Origin of the sequence: Endozoicomonas euniceicola (assembly GCF_025562755.1) — a bacterium.
GTDB classification, from domain to species: Bacteria; Pseudomonadota; Gammaproteobacteria; order Pseudomonadales; family Endozoicomonadaceae; genus Endozoicomonas_A; species Endozoicomonas_A euniceicola.
Window position 1 is genome coordinate 4,000,826 of record NZ_CP103300.1, and the last position, 22,732, is coordinate 4,023,557.

The 22,732-nt window shown below is 46.5% G+C and carries 18 protein-coding genes; 11 read left to right on the plus strand and 7 right to left on the minus strand.

Annotated elements, in window-relative coordinates; genetic code table 11:
• Positions 1 to 4: 4 nt before the first annotated feature.
• Positions 5 to 490, minus strand: coding sequence for a divergent PAP2 family protein (locus NX720_RS16295; RefSeq protein WP_262595928.1), 486 nt, complete (start codon positions 488 to 490; stop codon positions 5 to 7).
• 114 nt (positions 491 to 604) lie between these two features.
• Between NX720_RS16295 and yaaA the strand changes: the two genes are divergently transcribed.
• Positions 605 to 1,378: a peroxide stress protein YaaA gene (gene yaaA / locus NX720_RS16300; RefSeq protein ID WP_262595930.1), complete on the plus strand. Its 774-nt coding sequence runs from the start codon at positions 605 to 607 to the stop codon at positions 1,376 to 1,378.
• 137 nt (positions 1,379 to 1,515) lie between these two features.
• Here yaaA and NX720_RS16305 read toward each other — a convergent pair whose 3' ends face one another.
• A complete protein-coding gene (locus NX720_RS16305) occupies positions 1,516 to 2,688 on the minus strand; it encodes an RNA-guided endonuclease InsQ/TnpB family protein (RefSeq protein WP_262595932.1) in 1,173 nt (390 codons plus the stop codon).
• A 65-nt stretch (positions 2,689 to 2,753) separates the two neighbouring features.
• On the opposite strand from NX720_RS16305, the gene tnpA reads away from it, so the two are divergent.
• A complete protein-coding gene (tnpA, locus tag NX720_RS16310) occupies positions 2,754 to 3,182 on the plus strand; it encodes an IS200/IS605 family transposase (protein WP_262595934.1) in 429 nt (142 codons plus the stop codon).
• Between the two features lie 127 nt (positions 3,183 to 3,309).
• Here tnpA and NX720_RS16315 read toward each other — a convergent pair whose 3' ends face one another.
• A complete protein-coding gene (locus NX720_RS16315) occupies positions 3,310 to 3,837 on the minus strand; it encodes a TIGR00645 family protein (RefSeq protein ID WP_262595936.1) in 528 nt (175 codons plus the stop codon).
• 256 nt (positions 3,838 to 4,093) lie between these two features.
• On the opposite strand from NX720_RS16315, the gene NX720_RS16320 reads away from it, so the two are divergent.
• Positions 4,094 to 5,395 carry an OmpP1/FadL family transporter gene (locus NX720_RS16320; RefSeq protein WP_262595938.1) on the plus strand — a complete coding sequence of 434 codons (1,302 nt, stop codon included), beginning with the start codon at positions 4,094 to 4,096 and terminating at the stop codon, positions 5,393 to 5,395.
• Positions 5,396 to 5,410: 15 nt separating this feature from the next.
• Here the strand turns inward: NX720_RS16320 and NX720_RS16325 are convergent, their stop codons facing one another.
• On the minus strand, positions 5,411 to 6,490 hold the full coding sequence (locus NX720_RS16325; protein ID WP_262595940.1) for a Rossmann-fold NAD(P)-binding domain-containing protein: 1,080 nt from the start codon (positions 6,488 to 6,490) through the stop codon (positions 5,411 to 5,413).
• A 53-nt stretch (positions 6,491 to 6,543) separates the two neighbouring features.
• Positions 6,544 to 6,723, minus strand: coding sequence for a hypothetical protein (locus tag NX720_RS16330; RefSeq protein WP_262595942.1), 180 nt, complete (start codon positions 6,721 to 6,723; stop codon positions 6,544 to 6,546).
• A gap of 225 nt (positions 6,724 to 6,948) precedes the next feature.
• On the opposite strand from NX720_RS16330, the gene NX720_RS16335 reads away from it, so the two are divergent.
• From NX720_RS16335 to NX720_RS16360, 6 genes are all read left to right on the plus strand, one after another.
• On the plus strand, positions 6,949 to 14,961 hold the full coding sequence (locus tag NX720_RS16335) for a hypothetical protein (protein ID WP_262595943.1): 8,013 nt from the start codon (positions 6,949 to 6,951) through the stop codon (positions 14,959 to 14,961).
• Between the two features lie 75 nt (positions 14,962 to 15,036).
• On the plus strand, positions 15,037 to 15,696 hold the full coding sequence (gene folE, locus NX720_RS16340; RefSeq protein ID WP_262595945.1) for a GTP cyclohydrolase I FolE: 660 nt from the start codon (positions 15,037 to 15,039) through the stop codon (positions 15,694 to 15,696).
• Between the two features lie 362 nt (positions 15,697 to 16,058).
• Positions 16,059 to 16,958 (plus strand): hypothetical protein, encoded by a 900-nt coding sequence (locus tag NX720_RS16345; protein WP_262595947.1) that lies wholly within the window; start codon positions 16,059 to 16,061, stop codon positions 16,956 to 16,958.
• Positions 16,959 to 17,123: 165 nt separating this feature from the next.
• Complete coding sequence (locus NX720_RS16350) at positions 17,124 to 17,378, plus strand: ParA family protein (RefSeq protein WP_262595949.1); 255 nt, start codon at positions 17,124 to 17,126, stop codon at positions 17,376 to 17,378.
• Entirely contained in the window at positions 17,375 to 17,815 is a 441-nt protein-coding gene (locus NX720_RS16355; protein ID WP_262595950.1) for a hypothetical protein, read from the plus strand. The genes NX720_RS16350 and NX720_RS16355 overlap by 4 nt, the downstream gene beginning before the upstream one ends.
• Positions 17,815 to 18,324: a restriction endonuclease gene (locus tag NX720_RS16360; protein ID WP_262595952.1), complete on the plus strand. Its 510-nt coding sequence runs from the start codon at positions 17,815 to 17,817 to the stop codon at positions 18,322 to 18,324. Before NX720_RS16355 ends, NX720_RS16360 begins: the two co-directional genes overlap by 1 nt.
• A gap of 133 nt (positions 18,325 to 18,457) precedes the next feature.
• Here the strand turns inward: NX720_RS16360 and tdh are convergent, their stop codons facing one another.
• On the minus strand, positions 18,458 to 19,483 hold the full coding sequence (gene tdh / locus NX720_RS16365; protein WP_262595953.1) for an L-threonine 3-dehydrogenase: 1,026 nt from the start codon (positions 19,481 to 19,483) through the stop codon (positions 18,458 to 18,460).
• 13 nt (positions 19,484 to 19,496) lie between these two features.
• Positions 19,497 to 20,696, minus strand: a complete 1,200-nt coding sequence (locus NX720_RS16370; protein WP_262595954.1) for a glycine C-acetyltransferase — start codon at positions 20,694 to 20,696, stop codon at positions 19,497 to 19,499.
• Between the two features lie 371 nt (positions 20,697 to 21,067).
• On the opposite strand from NX720_RS16370, the gene NX720_RS16375 reads away from it, so the two are divergent.
• Positions 21,068 to 22,228, plus strand: coding sequence for an RING finger protein (locus NX720_RS16375; protein ID WP_262595955.1), 1,161 nt, complete (start codon positions 21,068 to 21,070; stop codon positions 22,226 to 22,228).
• Between the two features lie 78 nt (positions 22,229 to 22,306).
• Positions 22,307 to 22,447, plus strand: a complete 141-nt coding sequence (locus NX720_RS16380) for a hypothetical protein (protein WP_262595956.1) — start codon at positions 22,307 to 22,309, stop codon at positions 22,445 to 22,447.
• Positions 22,448 to 22,732 lie beyond the last annotated feature (285 nt).

The window sequence follows — 22,732 nt, forward strand, 5'->3', positions numbered from 1 at the left end:
CTGTTCAGGCCAGCAGATAGCCTTCCATAACAAACCCCACCAGTATACCCAGGGAAGCACCAATCACCACTTCAAAAGGGGTATGCCCCAGCAGCTCTTTCAACCGCTCGTCGTGAATTTTTTCTTCGATCTTATGCGTCAGCCGTTCAATAATTTTATTCAATACCCCGGCCTGCTTACCTGCCGCTCTGCGGATTCCGGCCGCGTCGTACATCACTACCATGGCAAAGATGGCAGCCATGGCAAATTCGGTACTGCCCCAGCCTTCCGACAAACCGACACAGGTAGCCAGTGAGGTGACTGTCGCCGAGTGAGAACTGGGCATACCGCCGGTGTCCCACAGACGTCGGATATTAACCTGCCCTTCCATCAACACCGAACTGATAACCTTGTAAAACTGGGCACTGAACCAGGCAACAAACACCACATCCAGAATTTTATTACCCAGAAACACACCGGATTCTAATAACATCGTGTTGCAAACAACCATGGACAAAAACTGTGGCTGCGCACGTTACCAGCTTTATGGGCTGCTAGAAAAGCTTTAAACAAGCGTCTAGTATTGAGTTCCATCGTACAAATTAAATAAGAGGCCGGAGTCATTATGCTGATGGTTGTTTCCCCAGCCAAAACACTGGATTACGATACCCAACCTGTGACCTCTGCATCCAGCCAGCCAGATTTTCTGGAACAGGCTGAAGCGCTGGTCAAACAGCTGCGCACCCTCACCCCGGCAGACCTGGGTAGCCTGATGAAAATCAGCGACAAGCTGGCACAGCTGAATGCGGCACGTTTCGAAGCCTGGCGACGGCCTTTCACTCCGGACAATGCCAAGCAGGCGGTGCTGGCTTTCAAAGGCGATGTTTATACGGGACTGGATGCAGAAACCCTGACGGAGAAGCAATTCCAGTTCACCCAGAAGCATTTGCGAATTCTGTCAGGTCTTTATGGCATCCTGCGCCCATTGGATTTGATGCAGGCTTACCGGTTGGAAATGGGGACGAAGTTTGCCAACAGCGCTGGCAAAGACCTTTACGCCTTCTGGGGCGACCAGATAACCGAAAAGCTGAACGAAGACATCGCAGCACATAAACATAAAGTGCTGGTAAACCTGGCCTCCAATGAATACTTCAAATCCGTCAAGCCAAAGCAACTCAATGTACCGGTGATCACCCCGGTGTTCAAAGACTGGAAAAGCGGGCAATACAAGATCATCAGCTTTTATGCCAAGAAAGCGCGCGGTCTGATGTGCCGCTATGCCATTGACCAGAAGATCACAAAAGCTGAACAGCTGAAAAGCTTTGATTATGAAGGCTATAGCTACAACGAATCCATGTCGTCTGACAGTGAGTGGGTGTTTATTCGGGATGCGGTTTGACGGAACACCAATTTCAGGTGCGGTGCGTCAGCACCGTCCTTTGGAAATTATTGTTAGGCGGCGTGTTAGTTGGCGGGGAGTCTGGATAAAATGAGTGGTGACTGCTCCCCACCCTATCGGGTGAGGCTTCTGATTTCTTAGGCAGCAACCGACAGTCTGCCGGATTTACGCAAGCCTCCATCAGCAGAAACGGACAGTCCTTCCGCCTTTAATTTCAATATGCCTTGCTTCTTGATATTGCGAGCTGCATTAATATCCCGGTCATGGATAGCACCACAGCTACACTCCCATGATCGGATTCTCAATGGCATTTTTTCCTGTTTCAAATCGCAGACTGAGCAAGTTTTAGAGGATGCAAACCACTGGTCTATCTTCACCAGATGTTTACCTTCCTGCTTTGCCTTGTATTCGAGTTTGGTTATCAGTGAATGCCAGCCAGCATCAGCAATAGAACGAGCAAGACGCTTGTTCTTGAGCATGTTTTTAACTTTCAGTGTCTCCACAATCACCGCTTGGTTTTCGTCGATGAGTTGTTTTGATAGCTTATGCTGAAAATCATTACGGGCAAAGGCTACACGCTCATGCGCCTTTGCCACCAATAAACGGGCTTTGTGCCTACCTTTTGAGCCTTTCTTGCAGCGAGATAGAGCCTGTTGTTTTCTTTTCAGGTTACGTTGTGCTTTTTTCAGAAAGCGAGGATTGCCAGTCTTATGGCCGGTACTGGTGATAGCCAGATCAGTAATCCCCATATCAACACCGACAACCTGATTAGCTTCAAGATTATCAATCTGTTTTGGTTGTTCCTGGGTATCATCAGCCAATATGGAGGCAAAATACTTGCCGGTTAGCGTTCTGCTCAGGGTGATAGACTTCACCTTACCCACTATTTCACGATGCACTTTAGCCCTTATGGGCTTGCACTTGGGGATTTTTATCCCGTTATCGCCCACAGAGACAGACGTACAATGGTAGCTACTTTGCTTGCCATGCTTTTTCTTGAAGCGAGGAAATCTTGCCTGCAATTTGGGATTGAAAAAGTTTTGAAAGGCCGTATCCAGATTGATAGTGGCCTGTTGCAGTGCAATAGAGTCAGCGTTTTTCAGCCATGAGTACTTTCGGCTTTTCTTGGCTTTTGCCAGCAAGGGCTTCAGGTGTTTTTTGGGAGAAAGGCTCTGCCCACGAACCTTGTAATAATGAACCTTAATAGCCAGGGCCTTGTTCCATACGAACCGCACAGCATCAAACTGACGGTCGAGAAATTCCGCCTGCTCCGATGTTGGATAGATTCGTACTTTGGTGGCTCTCAGCATGGAACGTTATTTCAGTGCTCATTAATATAAACTTTATATTACAGGTATTTGAAAGAGGTTTTCAAGTGAGCGCACACAATAAAGATTTGCTTAAAGGGTATCTTCGCAAACGACATAGCGTTACCAAGCTGGTTGTTCATTTGGTGTTCACGACAAAGTACAGACGAAAGCTTTTTGATGGCTATATGATCAAGCAGTTACGGGAGTCGTTCGAGAGTGCATGTGAAAAACTGGAATGCCAGTTACTTGAAATGGATGGCGGAAAAGATCACGTACACCTGTTGGTGGCCTACCCACCAAAACTGGCTATCAGTGTCATGGTAAATAATCTCAAATCAACATCATCAAGACGGTTGCGAATGCTGAATACCCACCTTACTGCTCAGAGCAAAGCAGGCTTAATGTGGTCAAGGTCTTACTTTGCTTGCAGTGCTGGCGGTGCAACTATCGAGACTCTGAAGGGCTACGTTAATAGCCAGAGTACACCAGATTGATGGCGGAAGGCTCTGCGCCTTCCCGTCTTATATCCCCGCCCGCATTGGGCGAGGGTTTAAGACGATTTTGCTAACACTGCACAGGGTCAGAAACCTCTGACCCTGTAAGAGAGGAAGCGGTTAGCTGTTAAAGATTAGTACTGCTGATAGGGTCGGAAATGCGTTTTTTCTTTTCTGTGTAATAATCCAGCATCCCCATAACAAATGCAGAACCGACAAACGTCAGGTGCATCACGACGAACCAGAGCAGCTTGTCGTTGGCGATATTTTCCGCATCCATAAACACCTTGAGCAAATGAATGGAGGAAATAGCAACAATAGAAGCCGCTACCTTGGCTTTCAAAGAGCCCGTGTCCATTTTGCCAAGCCAGCTGAGACGTTCAGTATCTTCACCAATATCCAGCTTGGAAACAAAGTTTTCATAGCCGGAATACATCACCATAACGATCAGACCCGCCACCAGCACCACATCAATCAGGGTGAGCACCTTGAGGGTGACATCGGTGTCTTTCATATCGATCACGTTAAGCAGCAAATAACCCAGACTCTGATAAAACTCTATCAACAGAACTACCAGTACCAGAGTCATCCCGAGATAAATCGGAGCCAGAAGCCAACGAGCCGAATACAGCAAACGTTCAATCAGTCTTTCCATACGCTCTTGCCATCAATTTTAAAATTTGTTTGAAATGCACATTAAAGATTCGAATTGCCCAGATCAAGAAAGGTTCTTTTTTGTTTACCCGCAAGACCTGTATTGGTCACATTTTATAATATTTCATTAACAAAATACTTACATACATTCTATTTAGCTATATATAGGCTAGCCGCATTATACAGATTTTGTGGTTTTCACGACCTGTTCGTGACATTTAATCACAGCAAACGGATGTTGTTGTCCCGGAGTTCTAATGCGTACCGTCCTGCGTCGTAAAGCCTTTTTAATCTCTTCTCTGGCACTGGCTGTTGGTGCCGGTCATGCTGTGGCGGGTGGTTTTGAGAAAGCCACCATGTGGGATGCAAAGTACAGCGCTCTCGGTGGCGCTGCGGCCTCTTCAGTCAATAACTCCAGCGCCATTTTCTATAACCCGGCGGGTCTGGCGTTTATTGAATCCAACGATATTGCTATCCACGCTTCTCCAACCGTTGTACAGTCTAACGGCCCGGCGAACGGCTCAGACTACACCAAAGGCGAAAAACTCTTCATGCCAAACGGCGGCTTCACCGGCGCTTACCGACTCAGCGATGACTTCGTTCTCGGCTATGGTGTTTATGGCGCAGGTGGTGCGGCGGCGAAGTTCAAAGGTGTCACGACAGGCTCTGAATTCCTCGGTACTGCACTCACTGGAGACTACGGCACAGACATCAAAGTCGTTGAAGCCGGACTGGCACTGGCTTACAAGATCAACAACAACTGGTCTGTGGGTGGTACTTATCGTCTGACCTATGCCTATGCTGACATCGACATTATGTCCAAAACTGAAATTGATGCTGGAATTGCGAAACTCCCCATTGGTGTCAAGGTTGGCTACAACAAAATGAGTGGCATTGACAGTTTCGGTATGCGCCTGGGCGCTATGTACCGTTCCGACGACAATCGCTTTGGCTGGGGTCTGAACTACCGTTCAGAAGTGGACATGAAAGCCAAGGGCGATTACAGCGGCAACACGGGCGCAGGTAAAATTCCCGGTTATGACTACGAAGGAAAAGTGACTGCAAAAACTGCACTGCCAATGCAGATTTCCACCGGTGTCGATTACCTGGTAAGCGACAACTGGCGACTGTTTGGTGAAGCGACTTACACCAACTACAAGAAAGTCAATAAAATTGAGTTTGACAGCGACAGCAAAGTACTGGTTCCTGTGCTGAACACCAACTGGAAAAACCAGATGAACTACCGTTTTGCTGCCGAATACTATGGCCTGGGTGACTGGACCCTGCGCGGCGGTTATGTCTACACCACAGCGGTAGTACCTGAAAAATACGCGGCTCCGACCTTCTCTACCCCCGGGGCTGCACACACTTATATCCTTGGTGCCGGAACCAGCTTCCTGAACGACACCCTGTTGTTTGACGTGGCGGCGGAATATAACCGAGCCAAAAATAAGAACGTAAAAGGTGGTGGCCATTTGGCAGGCAACTCACCTGCGGCTTCCGGTCGTTACGACACCGAGGCTTTTGCTCTGCATGCAACGCTGCGTTATAAGTTCTGATACAAAGTCAGTCACTTAAACAGGGGCGCATGCCCCTGTTTTCATTGGCAGCCATTGCCCTATATCAATCCCCTGAGTCTCACAAAACTGCTCTGCCACAGGCATAATCAACTCATCTGGCGGCAAATGAACGCCTGCTGAATACGTTTTCTCAAGCAGCAGTTTCCCACACTCGTTATACACGGCAAAAATCGGGTCAATAAACTCCATTCTTGTTGGATCATCAAGAATAAAGTTAAAGGTATGTTTGCCATTTAAAACAGCTTCAGCAGGAAAGGCCTCGCCGAACTCATCCTCTCCCCCCATATTAATCAGTTTTGCAGGGCTTTCGATGAACTCATTAACGGGGTAGTTATTTTCTATAACGCTTTCAATGCCGGTAGCTGTTACAACAAAGTCTGCTTTTTGAACCTCGGCGGTCACCGCAGGGGCACTCTGCCCATCAATATAGTGTGTACCCTCAGGAAACGTTAAATCCCCACGCAGCTCCACTATACGGATATCGGCCTTCTCGTTCAGCAGCGCCCGGCTGATTCCCTGCCCGACCTTGCCATAACCAAACAGCAAAAAGCGTTTACCGGCCAACTCTGTAAAACCAGACTGTTTTAAAGCCCGAACCAGACTCTCGCCTGTCCCCAGAATGGTTTCAAAGTTTTTAATCAGCGTGGAATCCACATCCAGACAGGCTTTATTGTGCTGGACTTTGTATTTATCCAGCCCACTCCGGGTTAATTCAACATGACCTGAAATAGCTGAATAACCGGCATATTTACCACAACAGTCGAAAATCAAATCAAATGTTTTGCCCTCAGGTACAGTCTGGTAACAGGCAACACCAAGGCTTTCCATTAATGACAAAGCGTCTTCATCCGGATCAATAATATCCGGCCACGACAGAGTCACCTGAGCGCCACCCGCAAATACAGGAAGCAAGGCAACCAATGTGTTACGTGTCAAAGGTGCTGCGTACAGAACCTCTTTGCCAGAGAAGGGTTGTACACTGGCAAACTGCTGTAACTGGCTGTGCAGACAAGGATACTCAACGGGTAAAAAGAGCTGGTTCGTCACCTGCAAAATATTGGTTGTTAAAGGCATATTCACTCATTGCTGCTTTTTTATCGATTAATGGCGTCAAGTGTAGATGCCATTCAAAGAATCTGCCCCAGAAACTGCCGGGTTCGCTCTGACTGCGGATTATCAAAAAACACGTCTGAGTTCGCAACTGGCAAACAATCATTAGACCAGCAGGCTTTTAGCTTCTGGCTGTTGGCTTCTGGCTGTTGGCTTCTGGCTTTTAGCTGCTCGTACAGCCAACAACCAACAGCCAACAGCGATTCCTCGGTACACTTCATACAACCGGTCAAAAAATATACTGGATACATCCCAGTCTCACTGCTACTTTTGCTCAGGTAATTAAAAGAACAATCCGTCAGGTCACTCTATCCAATAATTACATTAAATTGATCATTTAAAGCCCTCAGGCTTTGTTCCGTTTAAACCTGAGTTAAAACACGGTATTCGACGACTTTATGCCCGTTCGTTGCAGAGGCTTTTTGCTTGTTTTTTTTACAATCCTATTACTCATTTGGGAAGCAAGGGGGTCAATAAGCCATGCCTCTGACTCTTCAGGCGGGTCAGAGCCAGGTACATCAGGGTTCAGCTTTTTAAACGTCTACGCAGGATTTAAAGGCAATAACTTCCATCTGAAACTGGGCAGCCATTATCAGGTATTACGCGGTATTGGCACGCCTGAAAAACTCTACCATTTCTTCAGATATCAATGGTGGAGCAATCTGCACTGGTTTCTGATATCAAAACTCCTTCCCCCCTCAGCCATTCCCTACCCTTCTTTCAGCAATGGCCTGCCTTCTATTTCCCGCGCTTTTGGAGACGCTCCTGACTGCAATCCATATCCGGTCATTATGGATCACCCTTTGTTAAGCCATCGACTCTCAGTACAAACCCGTTGTATCGACAATCAACCGGTATGGCAGATTACCGCTTCACCTATGACATCAGCCATAGAGCAGGAAACCGTTAATGGGGAATCTTTGTCGGTCTGGCTGTCATTATGGAAGCGACTTAATGATACAAATACCAGCACTCTCTTTTTGCGCCCCTGGCGAGAACGGCAGCACAATCATCTTCAGGCTATTGTCTGCCAGGCTGAACCATTCCCGGATAAGACTTGCCAGAGCATTTTTATTGACGTTCCAATCAATAATGAACAGCCCTGGCTGCTCCCCGAGCTGGCAAAAAAAGAGCCCGTCAGCCCCCGGGGGCAAACCTGTCTGGACAGCCCCTATCTGACGCTTGTCAATCAGGCGATCCAGTGCCTTTCAAAAAAAGCACATGCCTGCCCTGACAACCGCTGGCTTTATCGTCTGTCAGACAATGAATGGTTATATAAAACAGGCATTCCCGAGCCTGAGGTAAAACCCAGTCCGGCACTGATAACCGGACATTACTTTAACCTTTGGTCACTGGAAAAGGCGTATCCGGAAAACGATACCCGCCCCGTCTGGTCAAGGTCATCCTTATTCATTGCCAACAATGACCAACACCGAAAGTATCACTTCTGGGGGGCGGGCGATCCGGTATTGATCATGCAGTTCAGCGATGTACCGTATAATGTTCAGGATCGTTATTTCGGCCTGGATAAGCCGGGCATTGGCACCTTGATGGAAAGCCAGTATCTCAATCTGGCAGCCCTGTTTCTGAACGCTCTTCCCAATACCCCCTTTAATATCTATCAATGGCAGGGCGCACTGTCGGCATTCCAATCAGCCCCTGTTCCAAAAAGTCTGGGCGACAGAGTACGGGAACAAATACAGCGTGACCCGCAATCGCTTTACGAGTTTGCCAAACAGCGACCAGGGCTCCGCGACACGATAAAAAGTTATCTGGAAAGAGAGTTTCGGCACCACCCTGTTAATGCCTGTTTTTCAGATCAGGCCCAACCTCCCTCCTCTGCTGACCAGACAATCGAAAGGCAACAGCTTCCCTATACCCCAAACTCTCAGCAAACAAGCCCTTACTTATCTTCAGCATTACTTCCAGCTGCCATTAATACGGCATCAGATACCCCTGACAGTTCTAAAGTCCGCTTATCTGAAACATCATCCTCAAGCTCAAGCCAGAAGAAAAAAAACAATGACAACATAAACAGACGGAATAACCCTCGAAAAAAGCAGGATGATGATGAGGATGATAAAAAACCACCGCCAGTAAACCGCTTATCAACATTACAAACCACTTCCTCAAGGCCTACCTTCTGGGATCACCTGTTGCACCTTTACAGGGAATATCATCTGGAACCCGAAACCATTGAGCCAATGTCAGACTTTGTTCAAAACGTACTCGATATTCATTCACTAGAAGCCTTCAAGGCTCTGTACTCTCAGTGCATGGCCGTTAATCAGAAACAGGACGCAGAGTGCCTCTACCCAGAGCTATGTGGACGCTTTAATCCGGAAAACAGCTCACATATGAAACTGGTCGCCACTGCACTGAATAGTGATTTACAAGTCATTATTCCTATTGCCTACGGAGCTTATCAATGCCGTGCAAGTAACAATCAGAAGAGCCTGAAGCCAGAACCTCTGCGCTCTATAACAGCCCCGAATATCATTTTTCTGCATGATGATAAAGCCGTGAAGTTGTCTTATTTCACTTTACGGAACAGGGATTTTCCGTGGCTACCAGGCTTTCTGAGCAGTGCGCAACTGGAAAAAAAGGAAACAACATGGCTGAAGTCAAACCCAGTAAAAAATACATTCTGGCAGATTTTTCCAGAATGGCGGCAACACGTTCTGCTTTGCCGGGAAAGCCTTGATTTCGATTCAATAGAATCAGCCAGTGACGCTCTGCAACAGGCACTCACAGCGCCGTCAGAGTTTATGAAAAGTAAATACTGGGAGTATCTGTTTAAAGTTTACTGCCACCAGGGCCTGACCTGCTATCCATTCGATGCAACGGAAGGAGCTACCGGAACAGAATTTTATATCAACAAAAACAGCGTTGGGGCAGTCATCTTCTTCTGGAAAGATGCTGCACAAAGATACGCTCCGATACTATTTCCTGAGTTACGCGCATTAGCTATAAGCCCAAAAATAAAATCACTCACCAATTATTTAACCGACTTCTCAACGGATGCTCTGTTAATTGAAGAGGGACTCTTTGTTTATGTCATCCCGGCACTACTGGTGCTTGCACCTGTTATACAAAAAACCCATGAAACCGTTAACAGCGTACTGAAAACCAGGAAGGCTCTCGTTTATGGAGGAGGATCCCTGCGAAAACATATTTCAAACAGAATGGCGTCCGATGGTTTAAGCAAAATACCGGTTACAAACGATATCGACCTGGCCATTGAGAACTCAGAGTTGCCTGAAGAATTCTCGACACCTCTGGTAAAGCAGCTACAGAGTGGTTTACCCGGCACTCTGGTCAGGTCTGTCAACCTTGGTCTTAAACCTCTGCAAAATCAACAGGGAGCGGTAACCACCGAAAAAATCATTATCTATATAAATCCGGGCAGGGATTTCACCAAAAGGGAAGACTGGCGCATCTTTTCTATGGACATATCTTCTGCCACTGCCAAAGACCACTTTGATTTCAACCGGGTAGAACCCTATCAGCCAGACTCCGCACTTCTTATACCTACCCTTCCGGCAATGGTGGAAAGACTGCTGCTGGACTTAAAATTGCTCCAGAGCTATGCAGGGGATGATAAAAACCGCAGGGTAGAAAGTACCCATAAACGATTAAAAATACTCCTGGCCTGCGACTCAGACCAACAGGTTCAGACAATTATTCGTAATGCCTTATCTCAAGAGGCTTCCACCTTTGGTGAGTTACCGGAGTATCTGCAGCCATTTATTAAACCATTGTCTAATGATGACGAGTCTTTGCCTGAGGAGGAAGAACACTTTCCGGTGGCAATGGTTATTCACGAAACAAACAAGGCTGATGACAAAACAGAAAGTTTGCCACCCCCTGCCCCGCCTCAGGCGACTCAATCACAAACCAGCCTGGCAGAAATCACTGAAGCCCTTCCTGCCACTGAATCCAGTAAAAGCGTAAAAAAGAAAAAAGCCACTACCAAAAAATCAACTCCGGCAATCATCGATCTAAAAACCGCCGAGCAGCAGTCCGAAGCCATAACCCGCTGGCTGGAAAATATGGATAAACACTTTCTGGATGCACTGGCTCAGGAGGCACAGAAACAGCCCTGCGAACCCACTGAAGAAAGCTCTGCATTACCCACTCTTCCGGAAAAAGTGAAAGAAGTGAACGAATTAGCAGTGCGCCTGCAAACCGGGCTTACAAAAACTGCTGAGATACTGACCGGTTCAGGAGCCCGTGTTGATATAAGCGCCAGCCACCCGGTGCTCACCATTAATCTGGCAACAGATTTGAATGAAAAGCAACGCGAAGCGTTAAAAAAAGCAGCACTGGATGACCATTTTCCCTACGCAAAACTAATTCAGGCATTGCTGCTGTTAAACCAGAAACGCTCTGAGAAAGACCCGAAAAATACACTACAAATTTATGAAAATGCCTTCGACCTGCTGCTACCTGCCGCTCTCGCTGGTATCCCACTCGCTTACCAGCTGCTACTCGGTTTACAGCTTGACCCTCATCACCCGACAGGCTGGCCACAAATAGAATCCGTTAACCGACTGTTACGCAATTGGGCGGCCAGAGAATCAAGCACTACCCAAATAACCATTGAAGGGTTACTTTGTGGTGGATTTCTGGAACAGCTGGTTCAGGATAGCGACGCGGCTAACCTTATGCTTATTGAACAGGGACTTAGTAAAGAATCAGACCTTTCCACCAGAGGCAAAGACGTTTATAACATTCTGAAAGCCTTGAGAGAGCCCGACAGCCAGAAACCGAAAGCTCTGAAAGAAGCCAGGTCAGCGTCACCGGATTTGTTGCAATCCATCGGTTTACTCAGGCTGTTACTGGGAAAACATCATGAACCTGCACCAAAACAATTCAATACCGAGCTGTGGCGCTACAGCATTAACTTTCTGGGTCTTGGCACTACTTTAAAGAAAAAAAACCGTCACTCCCATCTTCTGCTAGGTGCGCCAAGGGTTATGGCAATGAGTGACCTGACAGCGCTGAATGAAAAGGCAGCTGCCGGAGGTTTGTTCAAAAGCCATCAGAGGAATGCCATTCTGTTCGAACAAACGGGTTTGTGGGAACGCTATCACAGGTTGTCACAGAGTAAGGACAAAAACAGTATTCAGGACAACTTCGCGTCACTTTTCAACGAGATAAGCACCAACCCAGTTGAAAAAGTCAGGCCTGGCTTAATCCGGGACTGGACTCTGGCACGATCTTTTCTGCTTTCAAGAGCCCGCTCTCAGGCTACGACAGCTGCACCAGAACCTGTTAAGCCAGCACCGGAAAAAAACACTCAACAACAAGGTGTAGAAAAGAGCGCCAAAAAAGAAGAAAGCAAAAGGGAACTCAAACAACAGGCAGAGCAGGACACACAACCCGGCAAAGGAGTGAGCGAGCAGAAAAAGGACTCGAGAAAACTGAAAAAGAAAATAACTGGATTAGAAAAAAAAGAACTTCAAAAGGGTGTAAAAGCCATAGAGAGAGCCGTACAAAAAGCCATACAAAAAACAAACAGCCCTCCCCTGCCGCTTTCAGCAGACGAAGACGAAGACCAACAACTATCAAATCTGATCAATCATCTGGATATCAGTCTGGTACAAGCCATTAAATCCATGCAATCTCCCCCTCTGTCGTATAAACAGTTTGAGGGTTTGGCAAAGATTTACTCCGACCGAATGATGGAGTCTGAAAATAAAACAGATACCTTTCAGGCGGGTTATTACTATTTCCTGACAGCATTGAGCTGGCTGGACGCCAGAATGTCCAGTGACAACAAAACGATCAAACTAACCATCAGTCCGTCTACTCATGCCAATTCCGAAAAAATCATAGAGACCATAAAGAATGCCAAACACTACAACTTCCCTTATGCATCACCATTGCATTTTCTTTTTACTTACCATCTAACAGGCAATCATGCAGGAATAACCATGGCTGGTTTCGTGTCTGCTCTGACAGGGGTGTCGCAGGGCATCGAGCTGTTAATGGAAACCCCTTTAGCTAGTGTAAGCTTGGCTGGTCTGGCACTTAAGTGGTTGGTACAACTTCCGAATCGTTTTCAACTGAAACTTTCTTTTGATATTGAATCCGGTTCCACCGCAGACGATCGCGAATACGCTGGTATAGATAAGGATACCGCAGCCTCTCTTCAACTCAGGGAGTTTCTCGAACAGCTACCCACTAAGGGGGCTGTTGGTGCCCTTGACCCTATTATCAAACGGATTAACAAAGGGTTTGTGGATTCACCACACCTCGCGGGCAAATCCCCGGAAGATGCTTTTCACTGGTCACTTAAAGCGGAAGGCAACCTGAGAATATTGCTTTACCTTGCCACAGATCGAGAGGAGCTACTGAAAACCGGTAGCCTGTCCGAGAATCTGAGGCACTCACCAGAGATAAAGGTGTTCCAATATTTAATGCTCGAATCAGAAGCAGACGCCCCTGAAACAAAAGAGTTTAAAGAGCTGACCCAGCTTCTAAGAAGCAAGACGCCTCCAGAAGGCAAACTGATGACAGATATAGCCGAACTGGCTCTCTATCTCACCGGAGCCTCTGCATCTGCACCATCACTCACCAGTTTCCACGCAATGGATTTTGCAGATAAAGACCGTGTGATTGCCTCAGTATTTGGCAGCAAACCACAGCTTATGAAAAAAGCAATACAATTGTTACCAGAGTTGCACGGCGGCAATAAAATAACTCTTCAATACCTGACGGTGTTGGCTCACCTATACCTGACGCAGCAAGCCGGTGGGAGTACAAAAAAAATTACGCAGCTTTTGCGATCATTGGTAACTCCGAGTAAAGACATGAAGGGGCTTCAAACAAAACTTGAACGCAAAATGTGGATCAAACAACCCGGAAACGCCGGCAAAACAGTACACACAACCACTGCTCCCTACGATAATACACCACCTGAGCTCGGTATCGACAGTCTGAAAAACTTTGCCAGGGGAGAGGACGTTTACCTGATTGAAGCCATAAAACATGCAAAGTACGTAGGTTATGAGAAATTAGTTGCATTATTAAGCCTGTACGAAGGTAAGTTTGATCCTGAGTCTTTATTAATGTCGGGATGGCTTAACTGTCTTGCCGGACTTAATCTGCTGAAAGCTGAAGCACAGTCTGAACGCTCGGTTGTCTTGACTGTCAGCAGGGAAGCGGCTCTGTCTAAAGCCCATGTACATTTCGTGAAAGCCCGTGAAGCCGGCTTCCCCTACGCTAGCTATCTGAATGCATTGGTATTAATGAGACTGAACGACTGCTACCAATACAGCAGAGGGCAAGTGTTCAAAACGCGTCGAACGGTCATAAAGGAACTTATTATCCAGCAAGCTTCCACCAGAAAAGAAGGCGAACCAATATTTATCGAAGCTGGCAATATTCTGGTGGATCTTCTGCCCGCTGTCATGGAAAGCGCATTACTTAATGTTCGTTCTGCTGCTGAGATTTTGATCAGAATTTTTACCAGTGAATGGGTTAACCTTCTGCAAACTCCCCAGGCTGGATGGCCTGCGGAGGTTGCCAAACTGCTCTTGACTGCCCCTGAAACCCATGACATTCACTTTTCTTTCAGTAATGAAGGTACTGAAATTGAAGAAGTCCTGTTTTCAGGAAAGAGTCATCCCGATAGCTTTGAGGCAATCCTTCTGAACCCTTTGGATGAAGTAAGGCAGGAGCCGTCCCTTGAGAAAAGGCTGGAAGCCTATGATGCCCTGTTGTGTCGGCTGATATACGACAGCGACAAGCCGGACAGCATTAAAAAATACTTACGTCTGATCAGGGCTTTTATGCTGGAAAATCCAGAGGTACTGGATACAAAAGATGTTGATTCCAGCGAAGCGGATCATTTGCTAACGAATATGCTGATGGTCGGAACAAGCCGGATTGACTACGATGAAAAAGTGCTGAGCACTTTGCCAGAAATGCCAAAACTCGCCACTTACTTTGATGATTACTTTTGCAACCTGCCCTTTTTTAAACCTTTCAGAAAAAAAGCATTGCTTGCTGTACACCGCACCAGGTCGACCCTGATTCATTATTATCTCTGGGCTTATGAAGTCATGACCCAAATTCCCAACAATGAAAATGATTATTTTTGGAAAAAAATCATGCCTCAAATCGACATAATGAAAAGTAGCTTTGTGGCACTTCTGGCCACCGGCGACCTGACCGCTATGCACACAGAGGAACGTATCGCCATGAAAAATAGCTTTCAGGCGTATAAACAGGACATCAACACCTGGCTTGGCTACTTCCACACGGCCTCCTGGCTCAAGGCCTGGCGACTGGGACAGGATGAGCAGCAAAGGGCTCGTCGAACCACACTTGAGACCCTGAAAATAGATCAGGGTATCAGGAGCCGCCTGTTACCGATACAGCACTGGCATGAGCACTGGTCAGTTCACAATAACCGGAACCCGTGAGCCAAAAAAACTCATGCTTGCATACTTTGTGTTAAAATCGACCTCTTTGCATACTCACTAAGCGACTCTCACGAGATGACTGACAAGCTGAACGATCACGAAGCCCTTAGCTCACACGAAGCCCTTAGCTCACACGAAGCCCTTAGCTCACACGAAGCCCTTAGCGCACACGAAGCCCTTAGCTCACATGAAGCCCTTAGCGCACACTACCGTGCAATCATTGAATCCCTGGGGGAAGATATCCACAGGGACGGACTGGCAGATACCCCTACCCGAGCTGCAAAAGCCATGCAGTATCTGACCAGAGGTTATCATCAGAGTCTGGAAGATATTGTAAACGGTGCCGTTTTCGAGTCCGACATCAGTGAAATGGTGGTTATCAAAGATATCGAGTTGTATTCTCTGTGTGAGCATCACATATTGCCTTTCATTGGCAAGTGCCATATTGGCTATATTCCGAATGGCAAGGTTCTCGGCCTGTCCAAGTTTGCCCGCATTGTTGATATGTTCGCCCGCCGTCTGCAGATTCAGGAAAATATGACCAAGCAGATCGCTGACGCAATTATAGAAGCGACCGGTGCCAAAGGCGTTGGCGTTGTGATAGAAGCCAAGCACATGTGCATGATGATGCGTGGAGTGGAGAAACAGAATTCCTCCATGACCTCGTCTGTAATGCTGGGGCTGATGCGAGACAAACTGTCCAGCCGGGAAGAGTTCCTGCAATTTATTCGCTGAGGGCTCTTTACCCGCTGAGGGCTCTTTACCCGCTGAGGGCTCTTTACCCGCTGAGGGCTCTTTACCCGCTGAGGGCTCTTTACCCGCTGAGGGCTCTTTACCCGCTGAGGGCTCTTTACCCGCTGAGGGCTCTTTACCCGCTGAGGGCTCTTTACCCGCTGAGGGCTCTATTTCAAATCAGCAGGTGACTCTGTGGTTTCAATAACCGCGGAGTCACCATTCCACACGACTGAACTACACTCTATTCAAACCTTCTGAATGGCAGGTTCCACAGTTCATCACCAGCACCTTTGCTCTAAAAAAGCCTGACACTACCTCCATAAAAAAGAAGGCTTAATGACGTAGGCAAAAAAGGTTGTGTCATGAATAACGAATCCCTTGCAAAAGGTGTTAATACAGAGATTCAAATGAGACTGCGTGCTTACGGCAATATGCAAAGCTCGTTTAATGTATACGCAGATGCTGATTTCTTAAGCAAAGACCCGTCGCTGGCTTTAAAGGCGCATGAAGCCTACGAAGGCTCAAAAACTGCTGCCGATTACCTGCTTGGACTTCGCAGATTCTGTAAAGAGCAGGGTTATAACGAGTACGAGACAGGGCGCTACTTATTCAACCTGTGCTTCACGAAGGACTTTAATAGCTTGTATGCCAACCCTCCTGAGTGTACGGCTATGGCCATATATTTAGCACTGAGAAAAAGTAAAGATGGGGGTGAAAGTGGGGGTGAAGATTTTGGCTCTTTAGATCAGGTCAGTCACGCACTGATTGTCGACCATAATTACAGGCACTCAACAAAGGTGTTACACCAGTTCGCTGTGGTTGGCGAAGTACCAGCAAAAAACGAAGACATCAAACTCCCCTTGAGGAAGGTAGGGGCATTTTTAGAAAGTAACCTGGGTGCCCGGATAGATCGCCCCTGGGCTGTTGACGCAACGTTCAACCTGGCTTGCCCGTTATCTGAATACCCGACCCTGCTTGGCAATGCGATTACCCTGATGACCAGGGAAGACAGCGTTTTTGAAAAGGTGCGACCGCCAATAGCAACCGTCCTGGGGTGGACGGAAAACAATATAAGAGTACTGGGCAGTACCACGGGGAACAAGCTTAAGAACCTGTACCAAATGAGTAACTGCATGCAACCTCTGGCCTTTTATAATTTAGTCTTCAACGGTGAGTTGCTACTCATGCTGGTGACGCAACGGTCACCGCGCCTGGAGATCACGAAAAATGATGGCTGTATTGGTTCAAGTACGCTTTTTTAGCAGCCAGCCACAGGAAGGATGACACCCTACCTGCCGTGAAGAGGGTGCCGCAAAAAAAGGTAAATTTTTCTTGTAAGCTCAATTTTTGTATAATTACCCCAACGTTAGTTGGCATAATTCTGGACTCAGGGCTTCTGATTCGTTGATTGAAACAGGTTATTCTAAATGATCAAAATTGTCGTCAACACTCCAAAAGGGAGAGTTGGTAAAACAACAACGGCTACAAATATAGCGTTACTACTTGTACAAAAAGACATAGAGAGTTTAACGGATGCATTAACTGAATGCGGGATTGATCAATTGCTAGCAACGGCACATTTGCCTTTTACAAGTTCACCTGACTCTCCAATATTTATCAATGATCCAACTTATAGAGATTGTTTGGAAAATTTACTGGAAGAAGTAGGAATAGGAATATGATCATTAGAACTAAGGCGGAAAAAATAGGATTGGAAAAGATTGCAAGCTCTTCTGAAGAAAAATATAGTGTCTTTGTAAGTAAAGATGCTATAGATATCAAAACCAGCTCAGAGTTAAAGGGGTTTCTTGGAGCAAAGGCTCAAAATGTAGTTATTGAAAGAGCTATAGCTCATATGGCTTCATCATTGCTATCTGAAGATAAAGATATTCTTGAATATATAAATTTGAATAAGCTAGACATAATCAAGAAAATCAAAAACTTCAATGAAAAAGATAGTGACAATCATTCAAATCAACTTAAAATAAACCTCATTCTATGGCAGGTTATTGTAATTTCTATCCACCCTGATACCAAGTTCAACTCCATTGAAGAGTTTATTAATTACTGTCTTATGTATACTTACGCTAGAAAAAAACTTCTCTTTGGAGAAATTTAATGGGAGTTCTTGAAGAGTCATTAGTGCAACAACTACTAGATACCAGTGCATCATATAAAAGAGATGTAATGGAAGATCGAATTCGAGACTTACTAGGCGCTGAACCATTTAAAGACATAACAGGACTTCCGCCGCGCAGAGGCAAAACAGATGGTGGAATAGATGGTATTTTATATACATCAATATATTGTGATACTGTTGAGCTGGGTGATAAAACAGCATTAAATATAAAAGTCAGAAAATCAGACTTTACACGAGAACAGCTTGGTGGTTTTCTTCTCGATATGGATAGAGAAGGTATAAATGTTGGCTTAATAATTACAGCTGCATATTTATCACCTGATGCAAAAGCTGAGTTCAATAGAAAAAATGCTCAGGGAAATGTAAGGCTTTTTCATATACGTTTATCTGAAATTTTGAGCAGTCGAAATCTACCAAATATATTTATTAATGGTAAGGATGTATTTTCAGTTTTATCGGAAAATATCAGAGAATTAATCACATCCTGAAAGCTTACCTCTTGCTGGACGACATACGCCAGCCACAGGAAAGGCAAAAAGTCGCAACCTGCGACTTTCCACCTTTTTCCAGCCGTTCTATGTCAACACAGCCTGATAACAGAAACCAGGCCAGAGAACCGTGTCAGCTCCAGTCAAGAATCACTTTGCCAGACTGGCCGGAACCCATGATTTCAAAACCCTTCTCAAAATCATTCACACTCAGGCGATGGGTGATAACTGGCGATATATCCAGACCAGACTGCAACATGCTGGTCATTTTGTACCAGGTTTCGTACATTTCACGACCGTAGATACCCTTGATAATCAGCCCTTTAAAGATCACCTGATTCCAGTCAATGGTGGTATCACTGGAAGGAATACCCAGCAGAGAGACCTTGCCGCCATGGTTCATGCATTCAAGCATTTGCTGAAATGCACGACCATTGCCCGACATTTCCAGACCTACGTCAAAGCCTTCTACCATACCGAGTTCCTGCATGACAGCCGAAAGATCGTCCTGAGCCACGTTGACGGCACTGGTTGCACCCATTTTACGTGCCAGCTCCAGACGGTAGTCATTGACATCGGTGATCACCACATTGCGCGCGCCCACATGCTTACAGATTGCCACCGCCATGATGCCAATGGGCCCCGCACCGGTAATCAGCACGTCTTCACCCACCAGGTCAAATGACAGGGCCGTATGAACCGCGTTGCCAAACGGGTCAAAAATAGAAGCCAGGTCATCACTGATATCATCAGGAATCGGAAAGGCATTGGTAGCGGGAATGCAGAGGTATTCAGCAAAAGCACCGTCACGATTGACGCCTACCCCCACGGTGAAATTACACAGGTGGCGACGACCGGCACGGCAGTTACGGCAGTGTCCACAGGTGACGTGACCCTCACCGGAAACCCGCTGACCGACTTCGAAGCCACGAACCCCTTCGCCCATTTCCACGATTTCACCGACAAACTCGTGACCAACGTGCATCCCCATTGGGATAGTGTTCTGAGACCACTCATCCCAGTGGTAAATGTGCATGTCAGTGCCGCAGATAGCCGTCTTGCGGATTTTAATCAGTACATCGTTATAACCGGGTTCCGGCTTTGGCTTCTCTGCCTGCCAGATGCCTTTTTCACCTTTTAGCTTGGCCAGTGTTTTCATAGTTATCTTTTCCTCAGGCAATAACGCCAAGCTCACGACCTACTTTGGCAAAGGCTGCAATCACCTTGTCCATGTGTTCCTGACTGTGGGCGGCGGACATCTGGGTACGAATACGGGCAGCACCTTTCGGTACAACCGGGAAGGAGAAGCCGACCACATAAATGCCTTCTTCCAGCATACGGTCTGCAAATTTAGCCGCCAGCGTCGCATCACCCAGCATCACTGGAATAATCGCATGACCATTACCGGCAAGGTTAAAGCCCAACTTTTCCATCTCTGTACGGAAATATTGGGTGTTGAAACGCAGACGTTCACGCAACTCTGCCCCCTCTTCCAGCATATCCAGCACCTTGATGGAAGCGCTGGCAATGGTTGGGCTCAGAGTGTTCGAGAACAGATAGGGGCGGGAGCGGTTGCGCAGCCATTCAATAATTTCAGGATGACGGGAGGATGTATAACCACCGGACGCGCCACCCAAAGCCTTGCCCAGTGTACCGGTAAGAATGTCGATACGACCCATAACACCGCAGTGTTCATGAGTACCACGACCGTTTTCACCAACAAAACCCGTAGCATGACAGTCGTCTACCATCACCATGGCACCGTACTGATCGGCCAGGTCGCAGACTCCTTTGAGGTTGGCAATCACACCGTCCATGGAGAAGACGCCATCGGTAACAATCAGTTTGTAACGGGCGCCCGCCTCAGTCGCTGCCTTAAGCTGCTCTTCCAGGTCAGCCATATCGTTGTTGGCATAGCGGAAACGTTTAGCTTTACACAGGCGAATACCGTCGATGATGGAGGCATGGTTCAGGGAATCACTGATAACGGCGTCCTCTGATCCCAGCAGTGTTTCAAACAGCCCGCCGTTGGCATCAAAGCAGGAAGAATAGAGGATGGTCTCTTCCATACCCAGAAATTCAGAAATGCGTTTTTCCAGCTCCAGGTGAACTGGCTGAGTACCGCAGATAAAACGCACCGACGCCATACCATAGCCGTACTTATCCAGGGCCTCCTGACCAGCTTTAATCAGCTCAGGGGCGTTTGCCAGCCCGAGGTAGTTGTTGGCACAGAAGTTAATCACTTCCTCGCCGGTAGTAACCTTAATATCAGCCTGCTGCTGAGTAGTAATAACCCGCTCGTGCTTGTAGAGACCTTCCTGTTTCAGGTCTTCCAGCTGTTGACGCAGCCCTGCAATAAAATCGGCTTTCATTTCAACTCCAGACATCGGTAATCAGGGTAAACAGTACCCCTTTGCACTGATATCGCATCGACTTTCTGAACAAAACATGTCTGCAATACCAGTAAAAAGGGGCAATAGCCACCCATTGTAGAAGAACGCTGTAATATTGACCGAGTAGTCCCATCCGCTAAACAGGTACTTGTACGTATTCCGGCTATTCTTTTGTACTTCCCTCCTCAACAATACCTCGACATTACTTCTGGCTTCTCCTGTCACTCAAGGCAGGCTGTCAACCCTGTTAGCATAAGAAAGAAATATTAATAACTTGCGTTAGTGAACTTTTTCAAAGAATCCATATCAAACAGGATCAGAAATAGTAAATAATTCAGGGAAAATTAAAAATGGAGTCTTTAGCGCCAGTTAACCAGAGCTTAACAATCAATCCTACTGTAGTAGGAGAAAAAAAATTCGTTATAGATGGCAGAACCTTCAATCTGACTCTGAAAAAACCATTTCCTACAGAGTTAGCACCAACTTGCTTTATTTGTCAGGAATATCCTAAAGAGCCATATTCCATATGCAAAGAACAACACCTTTTCTGCCGGAGTTGCTACCGCGCCGATATGAAACATTGCCCATCGTGCAGAGCAACGGGTGACCTGGCGAACAGATCGAAAGATCCGCTCATTGTCACAATTCAAGAACTGCCCTACGACTGCCCTATAGGTTGCGGTTCATATATTGAAGAGCGCGACCTTGAAAAACACGTTACTTCATGCACCCCCCTCGATTGCGGTGCTTGTGACTATAAAGGTAACCGGTTAACCATTGATGAGCACAAGAGAAAGTTTTGCCCCGAATCAGTTATGGCCTGCTCAAGCTGTTGCTCTCAAATGAAGCGCAGGGAGTTAGATGGTCACGAAAAAACATGCCCGGAAGTTGACGTAGAAGCAACTTTGCCCAAAATCGGTTCAGTCAATTTAAAAAGGAGACAGGTTGTCGCACTGAAAGGCGCTCTCCATACACCACCCGAAGAAACGGTTATGCGTGAAGCCTTTGATGCTCTGCTGCAACTATATACTGATAAACCAGCAGTAGATAAGCCTTCAAAAACCAGTTTTGTACCACCGACGGTTACAACAAATCCAACAGAGATTTTTACGCTTAAATTTGATCGCAAATTTTCTGCCCCTGATGGTGAAGTACTTCAGAAAACAAAAATAAGAACGTCTCAAGGTAATAGTTATGAACTGTCTTTAAACTATCTTTTGAAGATTTCTCCTTATAGAACTAGAGGGTTTCAATTACAGGCCACTCCTTGCGAAGCAGATACCAGTCAACCTGTCATGGCTAACAATAATAATGTAGTAGCGATTGAAGTTCATGCCGTTGAACCATCTACAGAGCAAGGCTTACAAAGGAGCTTCGCTTTTCCCATTGACAATTTGTTGAAAGGCAGTTGCAAGAGTCAGCAAAAAGAGTTGGCAAAGCTTTTTGACGAGAAGGAGTTAAATGACATCAAGGATAATAAAAAAGCGTTTTTTATAAAAATTCTTGTCTGACAAGGCGTCCGACTTGCTCAATGGCTGCCAGCAAAGCTGGGTGTATATGGTCTGGCAGTCATCAAGGAAGAGCTGCTTTTGGTTTTAGATGACCCGTGTTTGCCACTGCACAATAATCTCAGTGAAAGCCAGATCAGGGAGCATGTGAAACGGCGCAAGATCAATGGCGGACACGAAGTGATGGTGGGTGGCAATGTCGCGACACCTTTGCCAGCCTGAAGAAAACGTGTCGCCAGCATGGTCTTTCATTTTGGGATTATCTGACAGACAGGTTAAACGGCACCGGTTCGTTTCCGAGACTGGCGGATGTTATTGAATACCCTTCTTGCTGGCTTCCATGTGGTCAATGTAGGGGTTATTGAGTAATTACCAAGAACTGGATTTTGGAGGTTGGACATTTCTGAATGCGTCATTTTAGACTGATGCTATTCTTGGCTCTGTATTTTGGGATGATGTAGATGCTCATTGTTTTAAGCCATCGGGTTTGTTTTCGAATCATCTTCA

Excerpts from the sequence above, each read along its gene's own strand:
- NX720_RS16295 (WP_262595928.1), bottom strand. The coding sequence starts at position 490 with ATGGTTGTTTGCAACACGATGTTATTAGAATCCGGTGTGTTTCTGGGT.
- yaaA (WP_262595930.1), top strand. The coding sequence starts at position 605 with ATGCTGATGGTTGTTTCCCCAGCCAAAACACTGGATTACGATACCCAA.
- NX720_RS16305 (WP_262595932.1), bottom strand. The coding sequence starts at position 2,688 with ATGCTGAGAGCCACCAAAGTACGAATCTATCCAACATCGGAGCAGGCG.
- NX720_RS16315 (WP_262595936.1), bottom strand. The coding sequence starts at position 3,837 with ATGGAAAGACTGATTGAACGTTTGCTGTATTCGGCTCGTTGGCTTCTG.
- NX720_RS16320 (WP_262595938.1), top strand. The coding sequence starts at position 4,094 with ATGCGTACCGTCCTGCGTCGTAAAGCCTTTTTAATCTCTTCTCTGGCA.
- NX720_RS16325 (WP_262595940.1), bottom strand. The coding sequence starts at position 6,490 with ATGCCTTTAACAACCAATATTTTGCAGGTGACGAACCAGCTCTTTTTA.
- folE (WP_262595945.1), top strand. The coding sequence starts at position 15,037 with ATGACTGACAAGCTGAACGATCACGAAGCCCTTAGCTCACACGAAGCC.
- NX720_RS16345 (WP_262595947.1), top strand. The coding sequence starts at position 16,059 with ATGAATAACGAATCCCTTGCAAAAGGTGTTAATACAGAGATTCAAATG.
- NX720_RS16350 (WP_262595949.1), top strand. The coding sequence starts at position 17,124 with ATGATCAAAATTGTCGTCAACACTCCAAAAGGGAGAGTTGGTAAAACA.
- NX720_RS16355 (WP_262595950.1), top strand. The coding sequence starts at position 17,375 with ATGATCATTAGAACTAAGGCGGAAAAAATAGGATTGGAAAAGATTGCA.
- NX720_RS16360 (WP_262595952.1), top strand. The coding sequence starts at position 17,815 with ATGGGAGTTCTTGAAGAGTCATTAGTGCAACAACTACTAGATACCAGT.
- tdh (WP_262595953.1), bottom strand. The coding sequence starts at position 19,483 with ATGAAAACACTGGCCAAGCTAAAAGGTGAAAAAGGCATCTGGCAGGCA.
- NX720_RS16370 (WP_262595954.1), bottom strand. The coding sequence starts at position 20,696 with ATGAAAGCCGATTTTATTGCAGGGCTGCGTCAACAGCTGGAAGACCTG.
- NX720_RS16375 (WP_262595955.1), top strand. The coding sequence starts at position 21,068 with ATGGAGTCTTTAGCGCCAGTTAACCAGAGCTTAACAATCAATCCTACT.